At 72.4% G+C, this 23,005-nt stretch carries 20 protein-coding genes; 2 read left to right on the top strand and 18 right to left on the bottom strand.

What is annotated here, in order from left to right; translation table 11 throughout:
- Window positions 1-6 precede the first annotated feature (6 nt).
- The 17 genes from ACZ7BZ_RS14005 to hisI all read right to left on the bottom strand — a co-directional run bounded on the left by ACZ7BZ_RS14005 (window position 7) and on the right by hisI (window position 19,653).
- Entirely contained in the window at window positions 7-873 is an 867-nt protein-coding gene (locus tag ACZ7BZ_RS14005; RefSeq protein WP_470358514.1) for a helix-turn-helix domain-containing protein, read from the bottom strand.
- A gap of 433 nt (window positions 874-1,306) precedes the next feature.
- Window positions 1,307-2,767, bottom strand: a complete 1,461-nt coding sequence (locus tag ACZ7BZ_RS14000; RefSeq protein ID WP_380451868.1) for a glutamate synthase subunit beta — start codon at window positions 2,765-2,767, stop codon at window positions 1,307-1,309.
- Complete coding sequence (gene gltB / locus ACZ7BZ_RS13995; protein ID WP_470358767.1) at window positions 2,760-7,388, bottom strand: glutamate synthase large subunit; 4,629 nt, start codon at window positions 7,386-7,388, stop codon at window positions 2,760-2,762. The genes ACZ7BZ_RS14000 and gltB overlap by 8 nt, the downstream gene beginning before the upstream one ends.
- 444 nt (window positions 7,389-7,832) lie before the next feature.
- Window positions 7,833-8,555 (bottom strand): VIT1/CCC1 transporter family protein, encoded by a 723-nt coding sequence (locus tag ACZ7BZ_RS13990; RefSeq protein ID WP_470358766.1) that lies wholly within the window; start codon window positions 8,553-8,555, stop codon window positions 7,833-7,835.
- A 162-nt stretch (window positions 8,556-8,717) separates the two neighbouring features.
- Window positions 8,718-9,713, bottom strand: a complete 996-nt coding sequence (gene lgt, locus ACZ7BZ_RS13985) for a prolipoprotein diacylglyceryl transferase (protein WP_470358513.1) — start codon at window positions 9,711-9,713, stop codon at window positions 8,718-8,720.
- A 120-nt stretch (window positions 9,714-9,833) separates the two neighbouring features.
- Window positions 9,834-10,697, bottom strand: coding sequence for a DsbA family protein (locus ACZ7BZ_RS13980; RefSeq protein WP_470358512.1), 864 nt, complete (start codon window positions 10,695-10,697; stop codon window positions 9,834-9,836).
- Window positions 10,698-10,755: 58 nt separating this feature from the next.
- Entirely contained in the window at window positions 10,756-11,265 is a 510-nt protein-coding gene (locus tag ACZ7BZ_RS13975) for a MauE/DoxX family redox-associated membrane protein (protein ID WP_470358511.1), read from the bottom strand.
- A 1,032-nt stretch (window positions 11,266-12,297) separates the two neighbouring features.
- Complete coding sequence (gene trpA, locus ACZ7BZ_RS13970) at window positions 12,298-13,107, bottom strand: tryptophan synthase subunit alpha (RefSeq protein ID WP_470358510.1); 810 nt, start codon at window positions 13,105-13,107, stop codon at window positions 12,298-12,300.
- A 2-nt stretch (window positions 13,108-13,109) separates the two neighbouring features.
- Entirely contained in the window at window positions 13,110-14,360 is a 1,251-nt protein-coding gene (gene trpB, locus ACZ7BZ_RS13965; RefSeq protein ID WP_465747591.1) for a tryptophan synthase subunit beta, read from the bottom strand.
- An 88-nt stretch (window positions 14,361-14,448) separates the two neighbouring features.
- Window positions 14,449-14,598 carry a tryptophan biosynthesis modulator TrpM gene (gene trpM, locus ACZ7BZ_RS13960; RefSeq protein WP_167395798.1) on the bottom strand — a complete coding sequence of 50 codons (150 nt, stop codon included), beginning with the start codon at window positions 14,596-14,598 and terminating at the stop codon, window positions 14,449-14,451.
- A 10-nt stretch (window positions 14,599-14,608) separates the two neighbouring features.
- The gene (gene trpC / locus ACZ7BZ_RS13955) at window positions 14,609-15,415 is read right to left on the bottom strand and encodes an indole-3-glycerol phosphate synthase TrpC (RefSeq protein WP_470358509.1); all 807 of its coding nucleotides are present in this window, start codon (window positions 15,413-15,415) and stop codon (window positions 14,609-14,611) included.
- A 212-nt stretch (window positions 15,416-15,627) separates the two neighbouring features.
- Window positions 15,628-16,068, bottom strand: coding sequence for a DUF2752 domain-containing protein (locus tag ACZ7BZ_RS13950; RefSeq protein ID WP_470358508.1), 441 nt, complete (start codon window positions 16,066-16,068; stop codon window positions 15,628-15,630).
- Between the two features lie 86 nt (window positions 16,069-16,154).
- A complete protein-coding gene (locus ACZ7BZ_RS13945) occupies window positions 16,155-16,430 on the bottom strand; it encodes an HGxxPAAW family protein (protein WP_380461678.1) in 276 nt (91 codons plus the stop codon).
- Window positions 16,431-16,582: 152 nt separating this feature from the next.
- Entirely contained in the window at window positions 16,583-17,188 is a 606-nt protein-coding gene (locus ACZ7BZ_RS13940) for a TIGR02234 family membrane protein (protein ID WP_470358507.1), read from the bottom strand.
- A 26-nt stretch (window positions 17,189-17,214) separates the two neighbouring features.
- Window positions 17,215-17,676 carry a Uma2 family endonuclease gene (locus ACZ7BZ_RS13935; RefSeq protein WP_470358506.1) on the bottom strand — a complete coding sequence of 154 codons (462 nt, stop codon included), beginning with the start codon at window positions 17,674-17,676 and terminating at the stop codon, window positions 17,215-17,217.
- 20 nt (window positions 17,677-17,696) lie between these two features.
- Complete coding sequence (locus ACZ7BZ_RS13930) at window positions 17,697-19,217, bottom strand: anthranilate synthase component I (protein ID WP_470358505.1); 1,521 nt, start codon at window positions 19,215-19,217, stop codon at window positions 17,697-17,699.
- 61 nt (window positions 19,218-19,278) lie between these two features.
- The gene (gene hisI, locus ACZ7BZ_RS13925; RefSeq protein ID WP_380461682.1) at window positions 19,279-19,653 is read right to left on the bottom strand and encodes a phosphoribosyl-AMP cyclohydrolase; all 375 of its coding nucleotides are present in this window, start codon (window positions 19,651-19,653) and stop codon (window positions 19,279-19,281) included.
- A gap of 122 nt (window positions 19,654-19,775) precedes the next feature.
- On the opposite strand from hisI, the gene ACZ7BZ_RS13920 reads away from it, so the two are divergent.
- Window positions 19,776-20,354, top strand: coding sequence for a hypothetical protein (locus ACZ7BZ_RS13920; protein ID WP_380461683.1), 579 nt, complete (start codon window positions 19,776-19,778; stop codon window positions 20,352-20,354).
- An 89-nt stretch (window positions 20,355-20,443) separates the two neighbouring features.
- Here the strand turns inward: ACZ7BZ_RS13920 and aspS are convergent, their stop codons facing one another.
- Entirely contained in the window at window positions 20,444-21,754 is a 1,311-nt protein-coding gene (gene aspS, locus ACZ7BZ_RS13915; RefSeq protein WP_470358504.1) for an aspartate--tRNA(Asn) ligase, read from the bottom strand.
- Window positions 21,755-22,118: 364 nt separating this feature from the next.
- Here aspS and ACZ7BZ_RS13910 point away from each other — a divergent pair, with 364 nt between their 5' ends.
- Window positions 22,119-22,757, top strand: coding sequence for a TIGR03085 family metal-binding protein (locus ACZ7BZ_RS13910; protein WP_380461685.1), 639 nt, complete (start codon window positions 22,119-22,121; stop codon window positions 22,755-22,757).
- Window positions 22,758-23,005: the final 248 nt, after the last annotated feature.

Raw genomic sequence — 23,005 nt, 5'->3', positions numbered from 1 at the left:
GATGTGTCAGAGCTCTTGGCGTACCGAGTGCAGAAGATCGCGGGTCTGTTCGAGTCCGAGGCTCTCGGCGATCAGCCCGTCCATCGCCTGCCGGTACGAGGCGACCTCGGCGGGCTTGTCCACGTAGAGCGCGGTGGTGAACAGCTCCAGGTAGACGACGTCGGCGAGTTCGGCCTCGGCGAAGCCCAGCACGCTGAACGCGCCGCTCTCGGCGCCGAGCGCGGCGCCGCCGAGCGGCCGTACCTGCAGCCGTACGTTGGGCAGTTCGGAGAGTTCGAGCAGCCGGTCGAGCTGGCCGCGCATCAGCTCGGGCCCGCCCCAGGGGCGGCGCAGCGCGGCCTCGTCGAGGACGGCGAGCAGCTGCGGCGGGTGGTCGGCGGTGAGCAGGTCCTGGCGGGTGCGCCGCACCTCCACCCGGCGTTCGATCTCACTGTCCTCGACGGCGTGGCCGCCGGCGGTGATCACGGCGCGGGCGTAGTCGGCGGTCTGCAGCAGCCCGTGGACGAACTGGACCTCGTAGCTGCGGATCTCGGCGGCGGCCTCCTCCAGCCCGAGGTAGTTCTGGAACCAGGCGGGCAGCACGTCGCCGTAGTCGTGCCACCAGGAGGTGGCGTTGGCCTCCCGGACGAGGCCGAGGACGTTGGCCCGCTCCTGCTCGGCGTCGACGCCGTACAGGGTGAGCAGGTCGGCGACGTCGCGTTCCTTGAAGCCGACCCGGCCGAGTTCCATCCGGCTGATCTTGGACTCGGAGGCGCGGATCGAGTACCCGGCCTCCTCGCGGCTGACGCCTCTGGCCTCACGGAGCTTGCGCAGCTGGCTGCCGAGCAGCAGGCGCCGTACGGTGGCACCCCCGCCTGCCTGAGTCGTGCCCATCGAAGTCACCCTCCGCACTCGCGCAGCCCCCCGGCCGTCGGCCGCAGTCTGCCACCTGGCACCGACGAACAACAGCCCGTCCCGGGACGCATTCCGGCCGGGGGGCGAAGCCTGGGAGAACGCTGTGAGCGGACCTTCGGTGCACGGACGCAACCGCAGGTGGGAGCGCCGGTAAGAGGCAGGTGAGGGCCCTGGCGGCAGGGACGTGAGGGGCGGGTGGGGCGCCAGGTGAGAACCACCTGGGAACACCGCCGGGACACCCCTCGAGACGGCCGTCCGGAAACGCGACGGCGCCCGCCCTCCAACTGGTCGGGGAAGAGGGCAGGCGCCAGGAGACCGCGTTGGCCCGGCGACGCTGGCGGGGGCAGCGGGTTGAGCTCCCGGCGATGCGGCGCCGGGGGTTCGGGGGGGCCGGTCGAACCGTCAGGGCCCGTCAGACCACCAGGGGGCGGTCCGTGGGCCGGATCGGGGCGGGAAGCGGGGTCTTGCCGCCCAGGTACGTGTCCACCGCGGCGGCGGCCGAACGGCCTTCCGCGATGGCCCAGACGATCAGCGACTGGCCTCGGCCGGCGTCTCCGCAGACGTACACGCCATCGACATTGGTGGCGAACCGGCCGTCGCGGGCAATGTTACCGCGCGCGTCGAGGTCCACTCCCAGCTGCTCGACCAGCCCGTTCCGCACGTCCGTCCCGGTGAAGCCCATGGCCAGGGTGACCAGCTGGGCCGGGAGGGCACGCTCGGTGCCCGGGACGGGCTCGAACCGACCGTCCTTGAACTCGACCTCGACCAGGTGCAGTTCCTGGACGTTGCCGTCCTCGTCGCCGGTGAAGTGGGTGGTGTTCACGGAGTAGATCCGCTCGCCGCCCTCCTCGTGCGCGGAGGTGACCTTGTAGGTCATCGGCATGGTGGGCCAGGGCTGGTGCCCGGGCCGCTCCTCGCCGGGGCGCGGCATGATCTCCAGCTGGGTGACGGAGAGGGCGCCCTGGCGGTGGGCGGTGCCCACGCAGTCCGCGCCGGTGTCGCCGCCGCCGATGACGACCACGTGCTTGCCCTTGGCGCTGACCGGGGAGTCGACGAGGTCGCCCTCCTGCACCTTGTTGGCCAGCGGCAGGTACTCCATGGCCTGGTGGACGCCCTTGAGCTCGCGCCCGGGCACCGGCAGGTCGCGGGCCGTGGTGGCGCCGGCGGCGACCACGACGGCGTCGAAGCGCTCGCGCAGCTGCTGGCCGGTGATGTCCTCGCCGACGTGCACGCCGGTGCGGAACCGGGTGCCCTCGGCCCGCATCTGCTCGATGCGGCGGTTGATGTGGCGCTTCTCCATCTTGAACTCGGGGATGCCGTAGCGCAGCAGTCCGCCGATGCGGTCGGCGCGCTCGTACACCACCACGGTGTGCCCGGCCCGGGTGAGCTGCTGGGCGACGGCCAGGCCGGCCGGGCCGGAGCCGACCACGGCGACGGTCTTGCCGGAGAGCCGCTCCGGGACCTGCGGGGTGACCCCGCCGCGGTCCCAGGCCTTGTCGATGATGGTGACCTCGACGTTCTTGATGGTCACCGCGTCCTGGTTGATCCCCAGGACGCACGCGGACTCGCACGGGGCCGGGCACAGCCGGCCGGTGAACTCCGGGAAGTTGTTGGTCGCGTGCAGCCGCTCGATCGCGCCGGTGAAGTCGTCCCGGTAGGCGAGGTCGTTCCACTCGGGGATGAGGTTCCCGAGCGGGCAGCCGTTGTGGCAGAACGGGATGCCGCAGTCCATGCAGCGGCCGGCCTGCTTGGTGATGATCGGCAGGAGGCTGCGCTCGACGTAGACCTCGTTCCAGTCCCTGATCCGGACGTCGACCGGGCGGCGCTCCGCCAGCTGCTTGGGCGTGGTCAGGAAGCCCTTGGGGTCAGCCATTAGCCGCCTCCATCATCTTGCGAGTGGTCTCGGCCTCGGAGAGGCCATCGCGCTCAGCGGCGTCCTTGGCGGCGAGCACTGCCTTGTAGTCGGTCGGCATGATCTTGGAGAAGCGGGAGACCCCGCCGCCCCAGTCGGCCAGGAGCTCGGCGGCCACCGTGGAGCCGGTCTCCTCGTAGTGCTGCTGCACGGTCTCGCGCAGCCATTCGCGGTCCGCGGCGGTGGGGGCCTCGATGCCCACCAGGCCGTCGTTGACGTTCGCGGGGCGCAGGTCCAGGACGTACGCGATGCCGCCGGACATGCCGGCCGCGAGGTTGCGTCCGGTCTCGCCGAGGATGACGACCCGGCCGCCGGTCATGTACTCCAGGCCGTGGTCGCCGACGCCCTCGACGACGAGGGTGGCGCCGGAGTTGCGGACGGCGAAGCGCTCACCGGCCTTGCCGCGCAGGTGGATCCGGCCGGAGGTGGCGCCGTAGCCGATGGTGTTGCCGGCGATCACGTGGTTCTGGGCGTCGTTGCCGATGGCCGCCGCCTCGCGGGCCGGGCGGACGACGATCACGCCGCCGGAAAGCCCCTTGCCCACGTAGTCGTTGGCGTCGCCCTCCAGCCGCAGGGTGACCCCCTTGGGCACGAAGGCCCCGAAGGACTGCCCGGCCGAGCCGGTGAAGGTGACGTCGATGGTCCCCTCCGGCAGGCCCTCGCCGCGGTACCGCTTGGTCACCTCGTGGCCGAGCATGGTGCCGACCGTACGGTTGACGTTGCGGATCGGCAGCTGGATCCGGACGGTCTCGCCGCGCTCCAGGGCGTCCTCGGCCAGTGTGATCAGCTGGTTGTCGAGGGCCTTGTCCAGCGCGTGGTCCTGGTCGGTGGTGCGGTGCCGGGCGGTGCCCTCGGGCAGCTCCGGCACGTGGAACAGCGGGGCCAGGTCGAGCCCGGCGGCCTTCCAGTGGTCGATCGCGGTCTGGGCGTTGATGTGCTCGGCGCGGCCGACGGCCTCCTCGATCGAGCGGAAGCCCAGCGAGGCCAGGATCTCCCTGACCTCCTCGGCGATGAACTCGAAGAAGTTGACCACGAATTCGGGCTTGCCGGAGAAGCGCTCGCGCAGCACCGGGTTCTGGGTGGCGACGCCGACCGGGCAGGTGTCCAGGTGGCAGACCCGCATCATGATGCAGCCGGAGACCACCAGCGGGGCCGTCGCGAAGCCGAACTCCTCGGCGCCGAGCAGCGCGGCGATGACCACGTCGCGGCCGGTCTTCAGCTGGCCGTCGGTCTGGACCACGATCCGGTCCCGCAGCCCGTTGAGCAGCAGGGTCTGCTGGGTCTCGGCGAGCCCCAACTCCCAGGGCCCACCGGCGTGCTTGAGCGAGGTCAGCGGCGAGGCGCCGGTACCGCCGTCGTGCCCGGAGACCAGCACCACGTCGGCGTGCGCCTTGGAGACACCCGCCGCGACCGTGCCCACGCCCACCTCGGACACCAGCTTCACGTGGATGCGGGCGGCCGGGTTGGCGTTCTTGAGGTCGTGGATCAGCTGGGCGAGGTCCTCGATCGAGTAGATGTCGTGGTGCGGCGGCGGAGAGATCAGGCCGACGCCCGGGGTGGAGTGCCGGGTCCGGGCGACCCACGGGTAGACCTTGTGGCCGGGCAGCTGGCCGCCCTCGCCGGGCTTGGCGCCCTGGGCCATCTTGATCTGGATGTCGTCGGCGTTCACCAGGTACTCGGAGGTGACGCCGAACCGGCCGGAGGCGACCTGCTTGATCGCCGAGCGGCGCTCGGGGTCGTACAGGCGCTCCGGGTCCTCGCCGCCCTCACCGGTGTTGGACTTGCCGCCGAGGCGGTTCATCGCGATGGCGAGGGTCTCGTGCGCCTCCATCGAGATGGAGCCGTACGACATGGCACCCGTCGAGAAGCGCTTGACGATCTCGGAGACCGGCTCGACCTCCTCCACCGGGATCGGCTCCCGGCCGAGGCCGTCCAGCTGGAACAGGCCGCGCAGCGTCATCAGCCGCTCGGACTGCTCGTTCACCCGGTCCGTGTACTGCTTGAAGATGTCGTACCGGCGGTTGCGGGTGGAGTGCTGGAGCCGGAAGACGGTGTCCGGGTCGAACAGGTGGGGCTCGCCCTCGCGGCGCCACTGGTACTCGCCGCCGATGTCCAGCGCGCGGTGCGCGGCCGGGATGCCGGAGGCCGGGTACGCCTTGGCGTGCCGGGCGGCGGTTTCGCGGGCGATCTCCTCCAGCCCGATCCCGCCGAGCTTGGTGGTGGTGCCGGCGAAGTAGCCGTCGACCAGGTCCTGCGAGAGGCCGATGGCCTCGAAGACCTGGGCGCCGCGGTAGGAGGCGACGGTGGAGATGCCCATCTTGGACATCACCTTGAGCACGCCCTTGCCGAGCGCCTTGATCAGGTTCTTGATCGCCTTCTCGGGCTCGACGCCCTGGATGCCGTCCGGGCCGGTGAGGGCGTTCCGGGCGACCAGGTCCTCCACCGACTCCATCGCCAGGTACGGGTTGACCGCCCCGGCGCCGTAGCCGATCAGCAGCGCGACGTGGTGCACCTCGCGCACGTCGCCGGCCTCGACCAGCAGCGACACCTGGGTGCGCTGCTTGGTGCGGATCAGGTGGTGGTGGATGGCCGAGGTGAGCAGCAGCGAGGGGATCGGCGCGTGCTCGGCGTCGGAGTGCCGGTCGGACAGCACGATGATCCGCGCGCCGTCGGCGATCGCGGCGTCCGCCTCGGCGGCGATCTCGGCGAGCCGCGCGGCCAGCCCCTCGCCACCGCTCGCGACCTTGTACAGGCCGGACAGCGTGACGGCCTTCAGCCCGGGCTGGTCGCCGTCGGCGTTGACGTGGACCAGCTTGGCCAGTTCGTCGTTGTCGATCACCGGGAAGGTGATCCCGACCGAGCGGCAGGAGGCGGACTCGGCGACCAGCAGGTTGCCCTCGGGGCCGAGGTTGGACAGCAGCGAGGTGACGAGCTCCTCGCGGATGGCGTCCAGCGGCGGGTTGGTGACCTGCGCGAAGAGCTGCACGAAGTAGTCGAAGAGCAGCCGCGGCTTCTCGCTCAGCGCCGCGATCGGCGAGTCGGTGCCCATCGAGCCGAGCGCCTCGCCGCCGGTCCTGGCCATCGGCGCCAGGATGACGCGCAGCTCCTCCTCGGTGTAGCCGAAGGTCTGCTGGCGGCGGGTGACGGAGGCGTGGGTGTGGGCGATGTGCTCGCGCTCGGGCAGCTTGGCGAGCTGGATCTGCCCGGCGGCGACCCACTCCCCGTAGGGGTGCTCGGCGGCGAGGGCGGACTTGATCTCCTCGTCCTCGACGATCCGGCCCTGGACGGTGTCCACCAGGAACATCCGGCCGGGCTGGAGACGGCCCTTCCGGACGACCTTCTCCTGGTCGATGTCGAGCACGCCGACCTCGGAGGAGAGGACGACCAGGCCGTCCTCGGTGATCCAGTAGCGGGCCGGGCGCAGGCCGTTGCGGTCGAGCACGGCGCCGATCTGGGTGCCGTCGGTGAAGGTGACGCAGGCCGGGCCGTCCCAGGGCTCCATCAGGTTGGAGTGGTACTGGTAGAACGCCCGCCGGGCCGGGTCCATGGTGGCGTGGTTCTCCCAGGCCTCCGGGATCATCATCAGCACCGAGTGCGGCAGCGAGCGGCCGCCGAGGTGGAGCAGCTCCAGGACCTCGTCGAAGGAGGCCGAGTCGGAGTGGTCCGGCGTACAGATCGGGAAGATCCGGCTCAGGTCGCCGGGGATCAGGTCGGTCGCCAGCTGCGACTCCCGGGCCCGCATCCAGTTCCGGTTGCCCTTGACGGTGTTGATCTCACCGTTGTGCGCGACGAAGCGGTACGGGTGGGCGAGCGGCCAGCTCGGGAAGGTGTTGGTGGAGAACCGCGAGTGCACCAGGCCGACGGCGGACGTGTAGCTGCGGTCCGACAGGTCGGGGAAGAACGGCTCCAGCTGCCCGGTGGTCAGCATGCCCTTGTAGACGATGGTGCGGGCGGACAGCGACGGGAAGTAGACGCCGGCCTCGCGCTCGGCCCGCTTGCGGACCACGAAGGCGACCCGGTCCAGCTCGATCCCGGCCAGCCCCTCCCTGCTCAGGCTCTGTCCGACAGGCGCTGATGCGAGAAAGACCTGCCGGAACCGCGGCATCACGCTGCGGGCGGTGGAGCCCAGCAGGTCCGGGGTGACGGGCACGTCGCGCCAGCCCAGGACGGTCAGGTCCTCCTCCGCCGCGATCGCCTCGATCCGGGCGACGGCGGCGGCAGCGGCGGTGTCCTCGTCCGGCAGGAAGGCGATGCCCACCGCGTAGGCCCCGGCGGCCGGGAGCTCGAAGTCGACCTTGCCGCGCAGGAAGGCGTCCGGGACCTGGGTGAGGATGCCCGCGCCGTCACCGGAGTCCGGCTCGGCGCCGGTGGCGCCGCGGTGCTCCAGGTTGCGCAGGACGGTCAGCGCCTGCTCGACGATCGTGTGGTCGGCGATGCCGGTCAGCGTGGCGACGAAACCGACGCCACAGGCGTCGTGCTCGTTTCGCGGGTCGTACAGGCCCTGAGCAGCAGGTCGCGCATCCGGCACGAGCGCGTACGGCTGGCGGGCGGCGCCGGCCTGAGGCTCGTTGGCGGAGTGCATGGATGCAGACAGCATCGGCTCTCCCGTCGTCGTCTTTCGGCAAGTTGGTGCAAGTAGGGACGACGTTGGCCCTGATGCGATGGTGCGGTTTCATGCGAGTTACATGATGCCCAGGATCCCGAGAAGCGGAATATCCCGTCCACATGGCGGACGGACACGCAGGTCAGGGGGCTGGGAGAGGGGGCGTGCCACAGTGCACGCTCAGACGATTGTGCCCAACGACCCTCTGCCTGAAACAGAGGCGAAACCGGATCGCCACACAAGCCGATCATGGACGCCTGGGATTCCATCCCGAGAACCCCGCCAACGGATGCGAATCCGCGGCTCCGAGGCCCGGATGATGAGACGATGCCGGGCAACCCGCGACGTCCATGTGTGAAACGTCACGCATTGCCCGGCATAGTCATGCAGCGCTGTCGGCCCGGAACAAGGGCGTGTCCGGCCCTAGCCCACGTGCCCGCCGATCAGCCATCCCAGCAGGTACGTCACCCCGGCCGCGGCCCCGCCCAGCACCAGCTGCCGCAGCCCGCTGAACCACCAGCTGCGCTCCGTCACCCGGGCCACCACCGCGCCGCAGCCGAACAGCCCGATCGCCGCCAGCAGCAGCGCGGGCAGCAGCGAGGTCGCACCCAGAAGGTACGGCAGCAGCGGCAGCAGCGCGCCGAGCGCGAAGCACAGGAAGGACGAGCCGGCCGCGACCAGCGGCGAGGGCAGGTCCGTGGGGTCGATCCCCAGCTCCTCCCGGGCGTGGATCTCCAGGGCCAGCTCCGGATCGCGGGACAGCTGCCGGGCCACCTCGTGGGCCAGTTCCGGCTCCACCCCGCGCGAGACGTACAGCTGCGCCAGCTCGGCCAGCTCGCCCTGCGGGTTGCGGCTCAGCTCCAGCCGCTCGGCCTCGATCTCGGCCTGCACCAGCTCCCGCTGCGAGGCCACCGAGGTGTACTCCCCCGCCGCCATCGAACAGGCCCCGGCCGCCAGGCCCGCCAGCCCGGTCAGGATCACGGTGCCGTTGGACGCCGCGCCGCCGACCACCCCGGTCATCAGCGCGAAGTTGGACACCAGGCCGTCCACCGCGCCGAACACCGCGGGCCGCAGCCAGCCGCCGTTGACGTCCCGGTGGTGGTCGGCCGCGGGTATCCGCGGGTGCTGGGCGGGCTCGGCTTCCAGGGTGCTCGCAGTCACGGTCGTTCCCCTCCGTCTTTCGTTCGTCGCCCTGACCGTAGCCCCCTTGACCTGGGCATTTCCAGCAAAGTAAGGCTTCCCGAACGATGCTGAGGCTGCCCTTCGCAGCTCTCGCGAAGGGCAGCCTCAGTCAGCGAACGTGCCTGCTCAGATCGGGTTCTTGGCGTCCTTGCCGGTCTTCTCCGCCACCGCGGCGGCCGGCTCCGGCGCCGCGTCGCCGTCCACGATCCGGGACGCCTTCTCGCCGTCCACCGTCTCGCTCTGCTTCTCGGCCCCGGCCTTCTCCCCGTCCGCGCCCCCGACCACCCCGACGTACGTCTCCGGGTCGATGCTCGCCGGGTCCTCGCGGCCCGGCCGCGTCTTCCCCACGACCACCAGGTACACCACGGCACCGATGAACACCACGATCGACGTCCAGTCGTTCAGCCGCAGGCCGAAGTAGACGTGCGCCTCGTCGATCCGCAGCCACTCGGTCCAGAACCGGCCCACCGTGTAGGCGGCCACGTACAGCGCGAAGGCCCGGCCGTGCCCCAGCTTCCAGCGCCGGTCCGCCCAGATCACCAGCAGCGCGACACCGACGTCCCAGATCGACTCGTACAGGAAGGTCGGGTGGAAGACCCCGCTCACGACCTGGCCGTCGGGCATCGTCTTGTGGATCTCCAGGCCCCACGGCAGCGTGGTGGCCCGCCCGTACAGCTCCTGGTTGAAGTAGTTGCCCCAGCGGCCCATCGCCTGCGCGAGCACGATGCCCGGAGCGATGGCGTCCGCGTACGCGGGCAGCGGCACGCCCCGGCGGCGGCAGCCGATCCAGGCGCCGACCGCGCCCAGCGCGACCGCGCCCCAGATCCCGAGGCCGCCCTCCCAGATCTTGAAGGCGTTCCAGGGGTTCTTCCCCTCGCCGAAGTACAGCTGGTGGTCGGTGATCACGTGGTAGAGCCGGCCGCCGACCAGGCCGAAGGGCACGGCCCAGACGGCGATGTCACCGACGGTGTGCTTGGCACCGCCCCGGGCGACCCAGCGCTTGCTGCCGAGCCAGACGGCCGCGACGACCCCGAGGATGATGCAGAAGGCGTAGGCGCGCAGCGGGATCGGTCCGAGGTACAGGACGCCCCGCGACGGGCTGGGAATGTAGGCGATATCCATGGCAGTTCCGACGCTACAGGGTCCGACGTCCCCATCGGGTACCCCCGGGGTCACAGAAACCGAACAACGAAAGCCGCCGTCCCCTCCCGACCGGGAGGGGACGGCGGCGTTGGGCCCGTCTCAGCCGGCGGTCGGCGAAGGGTTGTTGGCCTCCGAAGCGGCGGCGGTGGGCGCCGGGCTCTGCCCGTTCGAACCCGCCGTACCCAACTGCTTGCCCTGGTTGGCGGCGTCCACCCACTTCACCAGGTTCGCCGGGGTGATCTCCTCGTCGCCGTTCTTCGGGTAGATCGGCTTGCCGTTGAGCAGCACCGTCGGCGTCGACTTGTAGCTGGACTTGTCGAAGTCCTGCTGCACCGCGGACACCCACCCGCCGTACTTGTTGTCGTTGACGCACGCCTGGAACTCCGGCGTGTCCAGCCCGTTCACCTGCTTCGCCAGGTTCAGCAGCACGGCCTTGTTGCCGAAGGCGTCGTTCGTCTCGTCCGGCTGGTTCCGGTACAGCACGTCGTGGAAGTCCCGGAAGTGCCCGGCGTCCTGGGCGCAGGCCAGGGCGTTGGCCCCGTTCTTCGACCCCTTGCCCGGCACCGCCCGGTCGATGAACGACACCACATGGGCGTTCGTGTAGATCTTCCCGGCGTCCTCCAGCTGATCGACGGTCGACGAGAACTCCCGCTCGAAGATCCCGCAGGCCGGGCACCGCGGGTCCTCGTACACCGTGAGCACCGACGGCGCGTTGCTCGCGCCGACCGGCACCACCAGGTTCTTGTCACCGATCGTCCCGGCCGGGGCGGCGGTCGGGGTCTCCGGCTTCGAGCGCTGGTTCTGCACCACCACGCCGGTGACCACGGCGGCGGCGATCACCGCGAGCACGGCCCCGCCGACGATCAGCTTCTTCCTGCGCCGGGAGGTCGCCTCCTCGGACGCCCGCTGCTCCAGCATCCGCTCACGGGCGGTGCGCTTGCCTTCTCGGTTCTTCTCGCTCATTGCCTTGACATCCACGGTCGGGGGGCCTTCGTCAGGTGCGGGAATGGGGATGTGGCGGTCAGCTCGCCAGCCAGCCGTCCGCCGAGAGCCGGGTGCGCGGCCGCCACAGCAGCCACCCGGCCAGCAACAGGAACCCGGTGTCGCGCAGGATCTCCTGCAGGTACTCGGTCTGCGAGGCGTCGACGTGACCGCCACCGCCGAAGCAGCCGCAGTCGATCGAGATGCCGCGCGCCCAGGCCGAGCCGATCCCGGCGATGAAGGTGAGCAACAGCAGCGCCGACACCCCGGCGACCAGCCGGACACCGAGGCCGATCACCAACAGCAGGGCGAGCGCCAGCTCCAGGAACGGCAGCCCGTAACCGATCGGCTTGACCAGGCCCTCGGGCAGGATCTCGTACGCCCGGACCGCCTGCGCGGCCTCCGCCGGATCGGCGATCTTCGCCAGCCCGGCCCACCCCCAGACCACCGCCAGACCGAGCCGCGCCGCAGTACCGACCCATTCGCTCCAGACCGGCACCCGCCGCGGCGCGGGCGCGGAGCCAGCGGACTGCACTGCCGGCCCGGCCATCAGGGAACCCCCCTCGGGAAACTCATTCACTTCCTGACGAACCGTAGGGGATGATCCCCGGTTCCTCCGGATTCACGAATTAAGCCGGACGAGTGACGTTCCGTCCGATTCCCTCGAACACCCCTCCGTCACCGGCACCCCGGAACCCGGCCCGGATCGAACACCTCCGGCCGCCCCTCCCGCGGCCCCCGGGCCGCCCGCTCCGCCGCATCCCACCGCGCCGCCTCCGCACAGGCCACCGCATCCCGCTCCGCCCGCTCGGCCCCCCGCTTGGCCAACGCCTGCCCCACCTCCGTATGCGCCCCGACCGCCGCCCCCAGGGCCAGCGCAGCCGCCGCCGCCCGCAGCAGCACGGCCCGATGCAGACCAGCCACCGGCTCACCCCTTCGCTAGCTCGGCAACCCCCGTACACGTGGTTCGTGCACTCGTCCCTCCACTCAACGCCGGTCAACCCCGCCTGATGCGTGTCGCCGCCGCTGTTCACCCGTTCGGGGCCGCCCCCACACTGACGCCCCCACTCACCCCACCCCCAGCGCCCCGCACCCACCCCCCACCTCCCCCGCACCCACCCCCCACCTCCCCCTCACCCTCGACCAGGCGAGAGGGACGCGCTGCGGGAGGGGGCGGTGGAGGGGGTGGGTGCGGAGAGGGGCGTGACGGGTGATTTTCAGACCGCCAACGGCGCCCGGCCCCCCACCCACAGAGTCGGCGGTCCGAAAATCACCCAGCCCCCGGAGCACCCACCCCCGGAACCGCCCCCGGAACCACCCACCCTCCCGAAAGCCCCCCACACCCCCCAGCCCCGCGCAGCGCCCCCACCCCCGGAACCGCCCCCGGCACACCCACCCTCCCGAGAGCCCCCACACAACAGCCCCCCGCAGCGGCCCCCACCCCCGGAACCGCCCCCGGCACCACCCACCCTCCCGAAAGCCCACCCCCCGACAACAGCCCCCCGCAGCGGCCCCCACCCCAACAACCCAACGGCCCGCCACCCCCCAAGGGGCAACGGGCCGTCAGCCATCCACCTAGACGTCAGCGCCTACGAACCCCAGCCGCCAACTCCCCCGCCAGCCCTCGCACCGCATCCAGCGCAGCCCCCTCGTCATCCCCCGCGGAGAGGATCCGCTTCACGAAGGCCGACCCCACGATCACCCCGTCCGCGAACCGGGCGACCTCCGCCGCCTGCTCCGCATCGGAGACCCCGAGCCCGACACACACCGGCAGGTCCGTCGTGGCCCGGGTCCGAGCCACCAGGTCCTCGGCCAGCGACCCGACCGCCGACCGGGTCCCGGTCACCCCCATCACCGCGGCCGCGTACACGAACCCGCTGCCCGCCGCCGTGACCTCCGCCAGCCGCGCGTCCTTGCTGCTCGGCGCGACCACGAACACGGTGTCCAGCCCGTGCGCGTCCGCGGCCTTGCGCCACTCCGCGGACTCCTCCACCGGCAGGTCCGGCAGGATGCACCCCGCCCCGCCCGCCGCCGCCAGGTCGGCCGCGAAGCGGGCCACCCCGTACCGGTCGACCGGGTTCCAGTAGGTCATCACCAGCACCGCCGTCCCGGGGTTGGCGGCGGCGACCTCCTGGACGGTCCGCAGCACGTCCTTGATCCGCACCCCGCCCCGCAGCGCGATGTCGTCCGCGGTCTGGATGACGGCCCCGTCGAGGACCGGGTCGGAGTGCGGCAGCCCGATCTCGACGACGTCGCACCCGCCCTCGATCAGCGCGTTGACCGCCCGGATCCCGCCGTCCACCGAGGGGAACCCGGCCGGCAGGTAACCGATCAACGCCGCCCGCCCCTCGGCCTTGGCACCCGCCAGCACGGCACTCAGCTTCGAAGCCATGATCACTTACCCCCCTCGGCCGCGCCGCCGGCCGGCGAATCGTAGAGCCCGAAGTACTGGGCCGCGGTGTGCATGTCCTTGTCGCCGCGCCCGGAGAGCGAGACCAGGATGGTCGCCTCCGGCCCGAGCTCGCGACCCAGCTCCAGCGCCCCGGCGAGCGCGTGGGCGCTCTCGATCGCCGGGATGATCCCCTCGGTGCGCGACAGCAGCCGCAGCGCCTGCATGGCCGCGTCGTCGGTCACCGGCCGGTACTCGGCCCGCCCGCTGTCCTTCAGCCAGGCGTGCTCCGGCCCGACCCCCGGGTAGTCCAGCCCCGCCGAGATCGAGTGCGACTCGATGGTCTGCCCGTCCTCGTCCTGGAGGACGTACGTCCGGGACCCGTGCAGCACCCCGGGGTCCCCCTTGGTCAGCGTGGCCGCGTGCCGGGGGGTCTCGGCCCCCTCCCCCGCCGCCTCGCAGCCGATCAGCCGCACACCGGCGTCCGGGATGAACTCGTGGAAGATGCCCATCGCGTTGGAACCGCCGCCCACGCACGCCACGACGGCGTCCGGCAGCCGCCCGGTCCGGTCGAGCACCTGCTGGCGGGCTTCGACGCCGATCACCCGGTGGAAGTCCCGGACCATCATCGGGAAGGGGTGCGGGCCGGCGACCGTCCCGAACAGGTAGTGGGTGGAGTCGACGTTGGCGACCCAGTCACGGAAGGCCTCGTTGATGGCGTCCTTGAGCGTCCGCGACCCGGACTTGACCGCGATGACCTCGGCCCCGAGCATCCGCATCCGGGCGACGTTGAGCGCCTGGCGCTCGGTGTCGACCTCGCCCATGTAGATGGTGCAGTCGAAGCCGAACAGGGCGCAGGCGGTGGCGGTGGCCACTCCGTGCTGCCCGGCGCCGGTCTCGGCGATGATCCGGGTCTTGCCCATCCGCCGGGTGAGCAGCGCCTGGCCCAGCACGTTGTTGATCTTGTGCGAGCCGGTGTGGTTGAGGTCCTCGCGCTTGAGCAGGATCCGCGCCCCGCCCGCCTCGGCGGAGAAGCGGTGCACGTCGGTCAGCGGGCTCGGGCGCCCGGTGTAGTCCTTGAGCAGCCCGTCGAGCTCGGCGGTGAAGGCCGGGTCGGTCTTGGCCTTCTCGTACTCCTCGGCGACCTGTTCGACCGCGGCGACCAGGGCCTCGGGGATGAAGCGGCCGCCGTACGCGCCGAAGTAGCCGCGCGCGTCCGGTACCTGGGCACCGGGCAGGTAGTCCTTCTCGGACATGGTGGTTTCCCTTGGACGGAGATGGATGACAGTGACGTCCGATCGGCCGGATCCCGGATCCAGCCGCTCTGGTCGGCTGGACTCGGATTCAGCCGTGGGTCACGCGCCATCGCCGCCCCGGGACCTGCCCGGGCTCGCAGCCGATCACGTACCGCACCCGACGCCCCAGCACCCGGCGTGCGGGCGCGCGGCAGCCGCGCGGGCGGCAGCCGGGGGCGAGTCGGGTGGCGATCTTCATCGGGGCGGTGTCAGTCCTTGTGCCGGAGGGCGGGGTGGGCCCCGGCCGCGACCAGGTCGGCGACGGCGGCCCGCGGGTCCTTGCCGGTCACCAGCGACTCGCCGACCAGCACCGCGTCGGCGCCCAGGTTGGCGTAGTTGATCACGTCGAGCGGGCCGCGCACACCGGATTCGGCGATCTTGACGATGCTGTCCGGGATGGCGTGGGCGACGTTCCCGAAGGTGTTGCGGTCGACTTCGAGGGTCTTCAGGTTGCGGGCGTTGACGCCGATGATCCGCGCCCCGGCGTCCACCGCGCGCTTGATCTCCTCCTCGTCGTGCACCTCGACCAGCGGGGTGAGGCCGATCGACTCGGCGCGCTCGATCAGCGACACCAGGGCCGGCTGGTCGAGGGCGGCGACGATCAGCAGCGCGAGGTCGGCGCCGTGGGCGCGAGCCTCCCACAGCTGGTAGGCGGTGACGATGAAGTCCTTGCGCAGCAGCGGGGTGTCCACCTCGGCACGGACGGCGTCCAGGTCGGCGAGCGACCCGCCGAAGCGGCGCCGCTCGGTCAGCACGCTGATCGCGGCGGCACCGCCGGCCGCGTAGTCGCGGGCCAGGGCCGCCGGGTCGGCGATCGAGGCCAGCGCGCCCTTGGACGGGCTGGAGCGCTTCACCTCACAGATCACCCGGACCCCGTCGCCCTTGAGGGCGGCGACGCCGTCCTTGGCCTCCGGGGCCTTGGCCGCGAGCGCCTTGAGTTCGTCAAGGGAGACCCGGACCTGCCGCTCGGCGAGGTCCTCACGGACCCCTTCGATGATCGAGTCGAGCACACTCACTCAGGAGCCCCCATCAGTCCTGCTGGTTCGCCAGCGCGAGCCGAGCGGGCGGGGGCCCGTCGGCCCTTCGATGGTATCGGCACCCGGGTGGGCCCGGCGCATCCGCCCGGTCCGCGTCTCGCGGAACGGGACGCCGTACGACGGCTCTCAACTGCGGTTTCACCGGCTCTCCACCGGCGGGGCGGCCCGAACTCCGCACCGACCGGGGCCGCTCAGACCACCGGCGGCGCCAGCCCGGCCCCCACCGGCAGGTTGCGCACCACTGCGAACACCAGCACCAGCAGGGCGATCAGCGCCCAGCGGCGGCCCCCCACCGACACCTGGACCGGCGGCCCGCCGGTCAGCGCGGCCCAGGCCCAGCGCAGCCACAGCAGCGCCAGGACGCCGAGCAGCAGAACGGCCACCGCGTTGTCGTGCAGCGCGCCGGTCAGGTCCCCGTGGGCCAGCGCGTGGACGCAGCGCAGGCCCCCGCAGCCGGGGCACCACCAACCGGTGGCGGTCAGGAAGGGGCAGTCGGGGTAGTGTCCGGGGGCGTTCGGGTCCACCACCGCGACGTACCCGGCGGGGGCGGCCACCGCCGCCAGCGCGGCCAGCGGCGGGCCCATCCGGCGCTGCACGGGCGGTGGGGCGGAGGCGGTGGGGGCGGCGTTCACGCCCCGATTGTGCCGGTGCCGGGCCCGGACAGCACGAAACGGCGGGCGTGGCGCGCCCGCCGTTCGGTTGTACGAATCCGCGCCGGTCAGGCGGCGACGGCCTCCCGGGCCTCGATGGCCGCCTTGCGCGCCGCGGACTGCTCGGCGGCCGACTTGTAGACGTTGGTGCTCGCCTGCTTGCCCATGCCGGCCATCGACATGGCCTTGCCGACGATGCCACCCACCAGGACGACCGCCAGGCCGGCCCAGACCAGCAGCGGGGACGGCAGGATCATCGCGACGCCCGCGATGCCGAAGCCGACGAAGGAGATGACGACACCGGTCCAGGCGGCGGGGTTGTGGCCGTGTGCTGCTGCTGACATCGATGGTGCTCCTAGGCTCTCGGGGCCCGGCCGGGCCTGCGGGGCCGCCGGCGGGTTGACGGTTCCCATTGTGCCGGGCCACACACGGGCGCCCCAAAGCGGGTGGCGGGTCTATCGCGTCACACCCCGCCGGTCGGCACCCCCCGAGGCCGTCAGACGGCCGTCGGGTCCTCGCCCCGGTCCAGGGCCTTCCACAGGTCACCGGGGGTGTCGGCGGTCGCCGGGGCCTTGCGGGTCGGCGCCTCGTAGCGGCTGCCCATGGCCGGCCAGCCACGGCCGTAGCGCAGGGTGATCAGCCCGGCGACGGCGAGCAGCAGCCCGCCGGCCAGGGCGACCCAGGGCCAGGCGGTGTGCGAGACCTCGGTGGCGGTCGAGCCGGCCAGCGCCAGCTTGCCGGAGGCGGCGGAGTCCAGGGCGGCGGTGTCGGAGGCCCCGGCCACCGAGGCGGCGGCCGCGCCCAGCCCGGCCAGCAGGGTCAGCGCGCCGACCGCGAGCCGGCCGGTGCCGCGCACCGCGAACACCGCGACGGCCGCGGCCAGGCCCACCAGGGCCAGCCCGCCGGGCAGTTCGGAGATCTTGCCGCCGGTGACGGACACGTCCAGGGTGCCGGCCCGGCCCTCGGCCCAGACCCGTCCGACCGCGGTCAGCACCAGCACCGCGCTCAGCACGGTCAGCAGCAGCATCACACCGAGGGTGCGGCGGCCTGCCTTGGGCGTCGCGGGAGCGTCAGGGGCGGGGGTCTGGTCTGCAGCGGTCACCGGTCCACTATCCCCCGGGCCACGCCCTACGCCGTACCCGGGGTGGGGAACCCGTCCGTCCGCAGCACCACCGTGCGCCCGCCCAGCGGCAGGAACAGGTCGTTGCCGAAGGGCACCCGCTCGGCCTCCCGGTAGACCCCGCCGGGGGACGGCGCGGTGTGCACGGTGCAGGCGGCGGCCGCCGGGTCGACCACCACGTACAGCGGCACGCCGCTCTCCGCGCAGGCCCGCGCCCAGGCGTGGTCGCGGCCCGGGTGCGACACCTCCAGCACCGCCTCGACGTCGGCGGCGGCGTACCGGCCCCGGGGGCGGTGGACGGCGCCCGGGGCAAGCACCGCGAGGTCCGGGGCGAGCGGCCCGTGCGCGGCCGGGAAGTCGATCATGACCTGGGACAACACCCGCCCCCGGCCCCCGAGTTCGTCCCCGACCTGCACGGCGGCGGCGAACACGACCCCCCAGCGCAGCTCGTCGTACGGCACCTCGGGCATCCCGGCCGCCTCCTCACGCCTCAGGACAGTTCCGGCCTCCGCAGCGTATTGGCGGTGGCGACGGCCCGCAGCACGGCGGCCGCCTTGTTGCGGCACTCGGTGTCCTCGCCGTGCGGGTCGGAGTCGGCGACCACGCCGGCGCCCGCCTGCACGTACGCGGTGCCGTCCCGCAGCACCGCGGTGCGGATCGCGATCGCGGTGTCCGAGGCACCGGCGAAGTCCAGGTAGCCGACGCAACCGCCGTACAGGCCGCGCCGGGTGGGCTCCAGCTCCTCGATGATCCGCATCGCCCGCGGCTTGGGCGCGCCGGACAGGGTGCCCGCCGGGAAGCAGGCGGTCAGCACGTCGAAGGCGCTCCGCCCGGGGGCCACCTTGCCGGTCACCGTCGAGACGATGTGCATCACGTGGCTGTAGCGCTCGATCTGCATGAAGTCGACCACCTCGACGCTGCCCGGCTCGCAGACCCGCCCGAGGTCGTTGCGGCCCAGGTCGACCAGCATCAGGTGCTCGGCCCGCTCCTTGGGGTCGGCGAGCAGCTCGGCGGCCAGCGCCGCGTCCTCGTGCGGGGTGGCGCCGCGGTGCCGGGTGCCGGCGATCGGGTGCAGCATCGCCTCGCCGTCGGTGACCTTGACCAGTGCCTCCGGGCTGGAGCCGACCACGTCGAAGCCGCCCTCGGCGCCGCCGTCCGGGCCGGGGAAGCGGAACAGGTACATGTACGGGCTGGGGTTGGTGGTGCGCAGCACCCGGTAGACGTCCAGTGCGGAGGCCGGGCAGGGCGCCTCGAAGCGCTGCGAGGGCACCACCTGGAAGGCCTCGCCGGCCCGGATCCGCTCCTTGATCTCCTCCACCGCGGCCCGGTACGGCGCCCCGCCGAACGGCGAGTGCACCTCGCCGGGTCCGACCGGGGTGAACGTCGCCAGGCCCGGGTCGACCGGCTTGAGCAGGCCGGCCTCCATCGCGTCCAGCCGGGCCACCGCGTCCGCGTACGCCTCGTCCACGCCACTGGCCAGGTCGTTGTGGTTGACGGCGTTGGCGATCAGCAGCACCGTGCCGTCGGAGTGGTCGAGCACGGCGAGGTCGGTGGCCAGCAGCATGGTCAGCTCGGGCAGCCCGAGGTCGTCCGGGTTGAGGTCGGGCAGCTTCTCCAGCCGGCGGACGATGTCGTAGCCCAGGTAGCCGACCAGGCCGCCGGTCAGCGGCGGCAGGCCGTCGTCGGCGTGCCGCGGGGTGTGCAGCGCCTCCAGGGCGGCGCGCAGCACCTCCAGCGGGTCGCCGCCGGTCGGGATGCCCACCGGCGGGGTGCCCAGCCAGCGGGCCTGGCCGTCCGGGCCGGCGGTCAGCGCGGCGGCGCTGCGCACGCCGACGAAGGAGTAGCGCGACCAGCTGCCCTGCTCGGCGGACTCCAGCAGGAAGGTGCCGGGCCGCTCCTCGGCGAGGCTGCGGTACAGGCCGATCGGGGTGAGGCCGTCCGCGAGGAGCCTGCGGGTGACGGGGATGACCCGGGTGTCGACGGCGAGCTTGCGGAAGGCTTCGAGGTCCATGCGGGGCGGCACCTTCTGGGGTGGTGGACGGGGTGTCAGGAGGTGGGGTCAGGAAGTGGGGTCAGGAGGTCTGGAGCAGCACGTCGGCGTCGAAGCAGGTCCGGTCGCCGGTGTGGCAGGCCGCACCGGTCTGGTCGACCTTCACCAGCAGGGTGTCGCCGTCGCAGTCGAGCGCCACCGACTTGACCGCCTGCGCGTGGCCGGAGGTGTCGCCCTTCACCCAGTACTCGTTGCGGCTGCGGCTCCAGTAGGTGCAGCGGCCGGTGGTGAGCGTGCGGTGCAGCGCCTCGTCGTCCATCCAGCCCAGCATGAGCACCTCGCCGGTGTCGTACTGCTGCGCGATGGCCGGGAGCAGGCCGTCCTCGGTGCGCTTGAGACGGGCGGCGATCGCCGCGTCGAGGGAGGTGGTACCGGGGGCGGCGGGTGTGGTGGACATGGGGCCATTGTGTCAGCCCGTCCGGGGGGCGAACCGTCCGCGGGCCGTTCGCAGGCGTCCCGTTCGGACCCACTTCCGCCAACCGCCTGCCGGGCACGGCCCCGGTGGGCCATCCTCGGGCCATGACCTCCGAGCAGCAGCCGCCCGACGCCGCCGCCACCCGTCCGCCCCGGAGCCTGGTGATCACCGTCGCCGCCGTCCTGGCCGTACTGCTCGCGGTGGTGGCCACCGTGCTGCTCTGGCCGGAGGACGACCGGGAGCCCGCCGCGGCCCCGCCCCCGCCCACTCCCAGCGCCACCCCCACCCCGAGCCCGACCCCCACGCCCACCCCCAGCAAGCCGCAACCCCCGTACGCCTTCTTCCCGGTCGGCACCTGCTTCGACCACCCCCAGCTCAGCCCCGTCATCACCAAGGCCGAACAGCGCCCCTGCACCGGCGACCACGACGGCGAGGTCATCGCCGACCTCAAACTCCCCGACAACCTCACCGGCGAGATCCCCATCGCCCTCGCCATGCGCGACGGCTGCAAGGACGCCGAAACCACCGCCAAGTCCCACCAACCCGCCGGCAGGACCTACTACCCCCGCCAGTTCGGCCCCGCCATGGCCAACTACCAGCAGGGCTGGCGCGACTACACCTGCACCCTCACCGCCAGCAACAAACAGGGCGGCCCCAAACTCACCGGCCAGCTCCACCCCTGACCCGCCCCACCGGCCCCCGCTGCACGGGAAGTCGAGCGACCCGACTTCCCGTGCAGCGACGAGGCGCCGTGGAACGACGCCCAACCGCCCTACGGGGTGAGCCGGTTGGGGCCGCGGAAGAGGAAGGTGGCCTCGCGAATCGAGGGCAGGCCGAGCAGGACCATCAGGATCCGGCCGAGGCCCATGCCGAGGCCGCCGTGCGGAGGGCAACCGTAGCGGAAGGTGTTGAGGTAGTCCCGAATCGGCTCCGGGCTCATGCCCTTCTCGGCGGCCTGCTCCAGCAGTACGTCGTAGCGGTGTTCGCGCTGGGCGCCGGTGGTGACCTCCAGGCCGTTCCACAGCAGGTCGAAGCTCAGGGTGACGCTCGGGTCGTCGGCGGGCCGCATGTGGTAGAAGGGCCGGATGCCGACCGGGTAGTGGGTGATGAAGGCGAACTCGTGCCCGGTGGCCTTCTTGAGGTGGGCGGAGATGGCCCGTTCGCCCTCCGGGTCGAGGTCGTCCTTGACTCCCTCCGGGTCCCAGCCGCCCTCGCGCAGGATCCGTTGCGCCTCGGCCATGGTGATGCGGGGGAAGGGCGTGGTGGGGACGGTGACCTCGACGCCGAAGTGTTCGGCGATCGCCTCGCCGTGGGTGTCGGCGACCTTGGCGATGGCGTGGGCGAGCATCCGCTCCTCGAAGGCCATCACGTCCTCGACGCCGTCGATCCAGGCCAACTCCACGTCGACACCGGTGAATTCGGTGGCGTGCCGGGAGGTGAAGGACGGTTCGGCACGGAACACGGGGCCGATCTCGAAGACCTTGTCGACGCCGGCCGCGATCGCCATCTGCTTGTAGAACTGGGGCGATTGCGCCAGGTAGGCGCTGCGGCCGAAGTAGCCGACCTCGAAGACCTCGGCGCCGGACTCCGAGGCGGTGCCCATGAGTTTGGGGGTGTGCATCTCGGTGGCGCCCTGCCCGTGGGCGTACTCGCGCATGCCCTGTTCCAGGGTGGTCTGCACGGCGAACACCAGTTGGGCGGCGGGGCGGCGGCGCACGTCCAGGAAGCGCCAGTCGAGGCGCTGTTCCAGGCCGGTGTGCTCGTCGATCGGCAGCGGCGTGGCGGCCGGGTTGAGGACCTCGACGGCCTCGGGGACGATCTCCAGGCCGCCGAGTTTGACCTGGGCCGCGTCGACGACGCGCCCCGTGATCCGTACGGCGGACTCGGGGGTGAGGGCTTCGAGGCGGGCCTCCAGCGGCCCGCCGTCCCGCTTGTGGGTCACCTGCACCAGGCCGGTGGCGTCCCGGACGAGGACGAACTGCATGGTGCGCTGCAGGCGGAGGGTGTTCACCCACCCGCAGACGGAGACGGTACGACCGACGTGTTCTCGCAGCTCGGAGACACGGACGCGGCTGTGGATCATTGAGGTCCTCCGGAGGACATCGTCATGATCCCTTGGGAGTGCGGGCGAGAAGGGTGACTCGCGGTACCACCGCACTTTCGCCGCCACACAGTGGCGGCCTCGTTCGGGCCCGATGACGGGGGCCGGCCGGCGGGGCATTGGACCACCGGACGGGGGTCGTTCCTCCCCGCGCTCAGGAGGGTCTTCACCTCGGGGCGCGAGGCCGCCTTCCCAGCTTCCGGCGGCTCTCTCTGCTCACGTGATCCCTGGCTACTCGTCTCCGTCGACGCGTTGCCCAGCACGATACGGAGCCCGTGACGGCCGCGCAATCGAGAATCCCCCACGGGCGAGGGCAACCATTCGACCGCACGCCTAGGCTGGCGGCATGTCGAATCACGCACTCGCCGAACGCCACCGCCTCGCCCAGCTGCTCACCGACGCCGGACCGGACGCGCCCACGCTGTGCGCCGGGTGGAGCACCCGGGACCTGGCCGCCCACCTGGTGATCCGGGAGCGCCGGGCCGACGCGGCGGCGGGGATCCGGGTCGGCGCCCTGGCCGGCCACACCCAGCGGGTGCAGGACGGCTACGCCCAGCGGCCGTACGAGGAGCTGGTGCGACTGTTCCGGGCCGGGCCGCCGGTGTTGTCGCTGTTCGCGCTGCCCGGCGCGGACGAGGTGGCGAACACCGTGGAGTACTTCGTGCACGCCGAGGACGTCGCCCGGGCCGGCGAGGACTGGACGGCCCGGCCGGTGCCGCCCGGCCGGGCCGAGGCACTGTGGCGGCGGCTGCCGATGATCGCCCGCTTCGAGGCGGGCCGCCGCTCCCCCGTACGCCTCGACCTGAACCGCCCGGACGGGCAGTCGCTGACGGTCGGCCCGGCCGGCGCCCCGACGGTCCGGATCACCGGCGAACCGGGTGAGCTGGTCCTGTTCGTCTACGGCCGCGGCGCCCGCACCGACCTCACCGTGGACGGCGACCCGGACGCCGTCGAGGCCCTGCGCCACGTCCTGCCGCTGCCTTAGGACAGAACAGGAGGGCACTGGACGGGTAGGCCGACGTACGCGCGCCACTGTCGCACCGGTACGGCGGCGGGCCCGCCGGTCAGGAGATCCCCTGACCGACGGGCCCGCCGTGCTGAACCCCGCCACCGGGTCGGCGCCGTCCGCCTCCGGCTACCAGCCGCCGGAGCCGATCTCGCTGCGGGAGCCCAGGCCGTTGCCGGTGCCCTTGTACAGGTAGAGCTTCCCGGTCTCGCCCGGGGCGGACTCCA

Source organism: Kitasatospora sp. NPDC036934, assembly GCF_055608425.1.
Note: the sequence above shows the minus strand (reverse complement) of the source record. Positions and strands in the feature narration are given on the sequence as shown.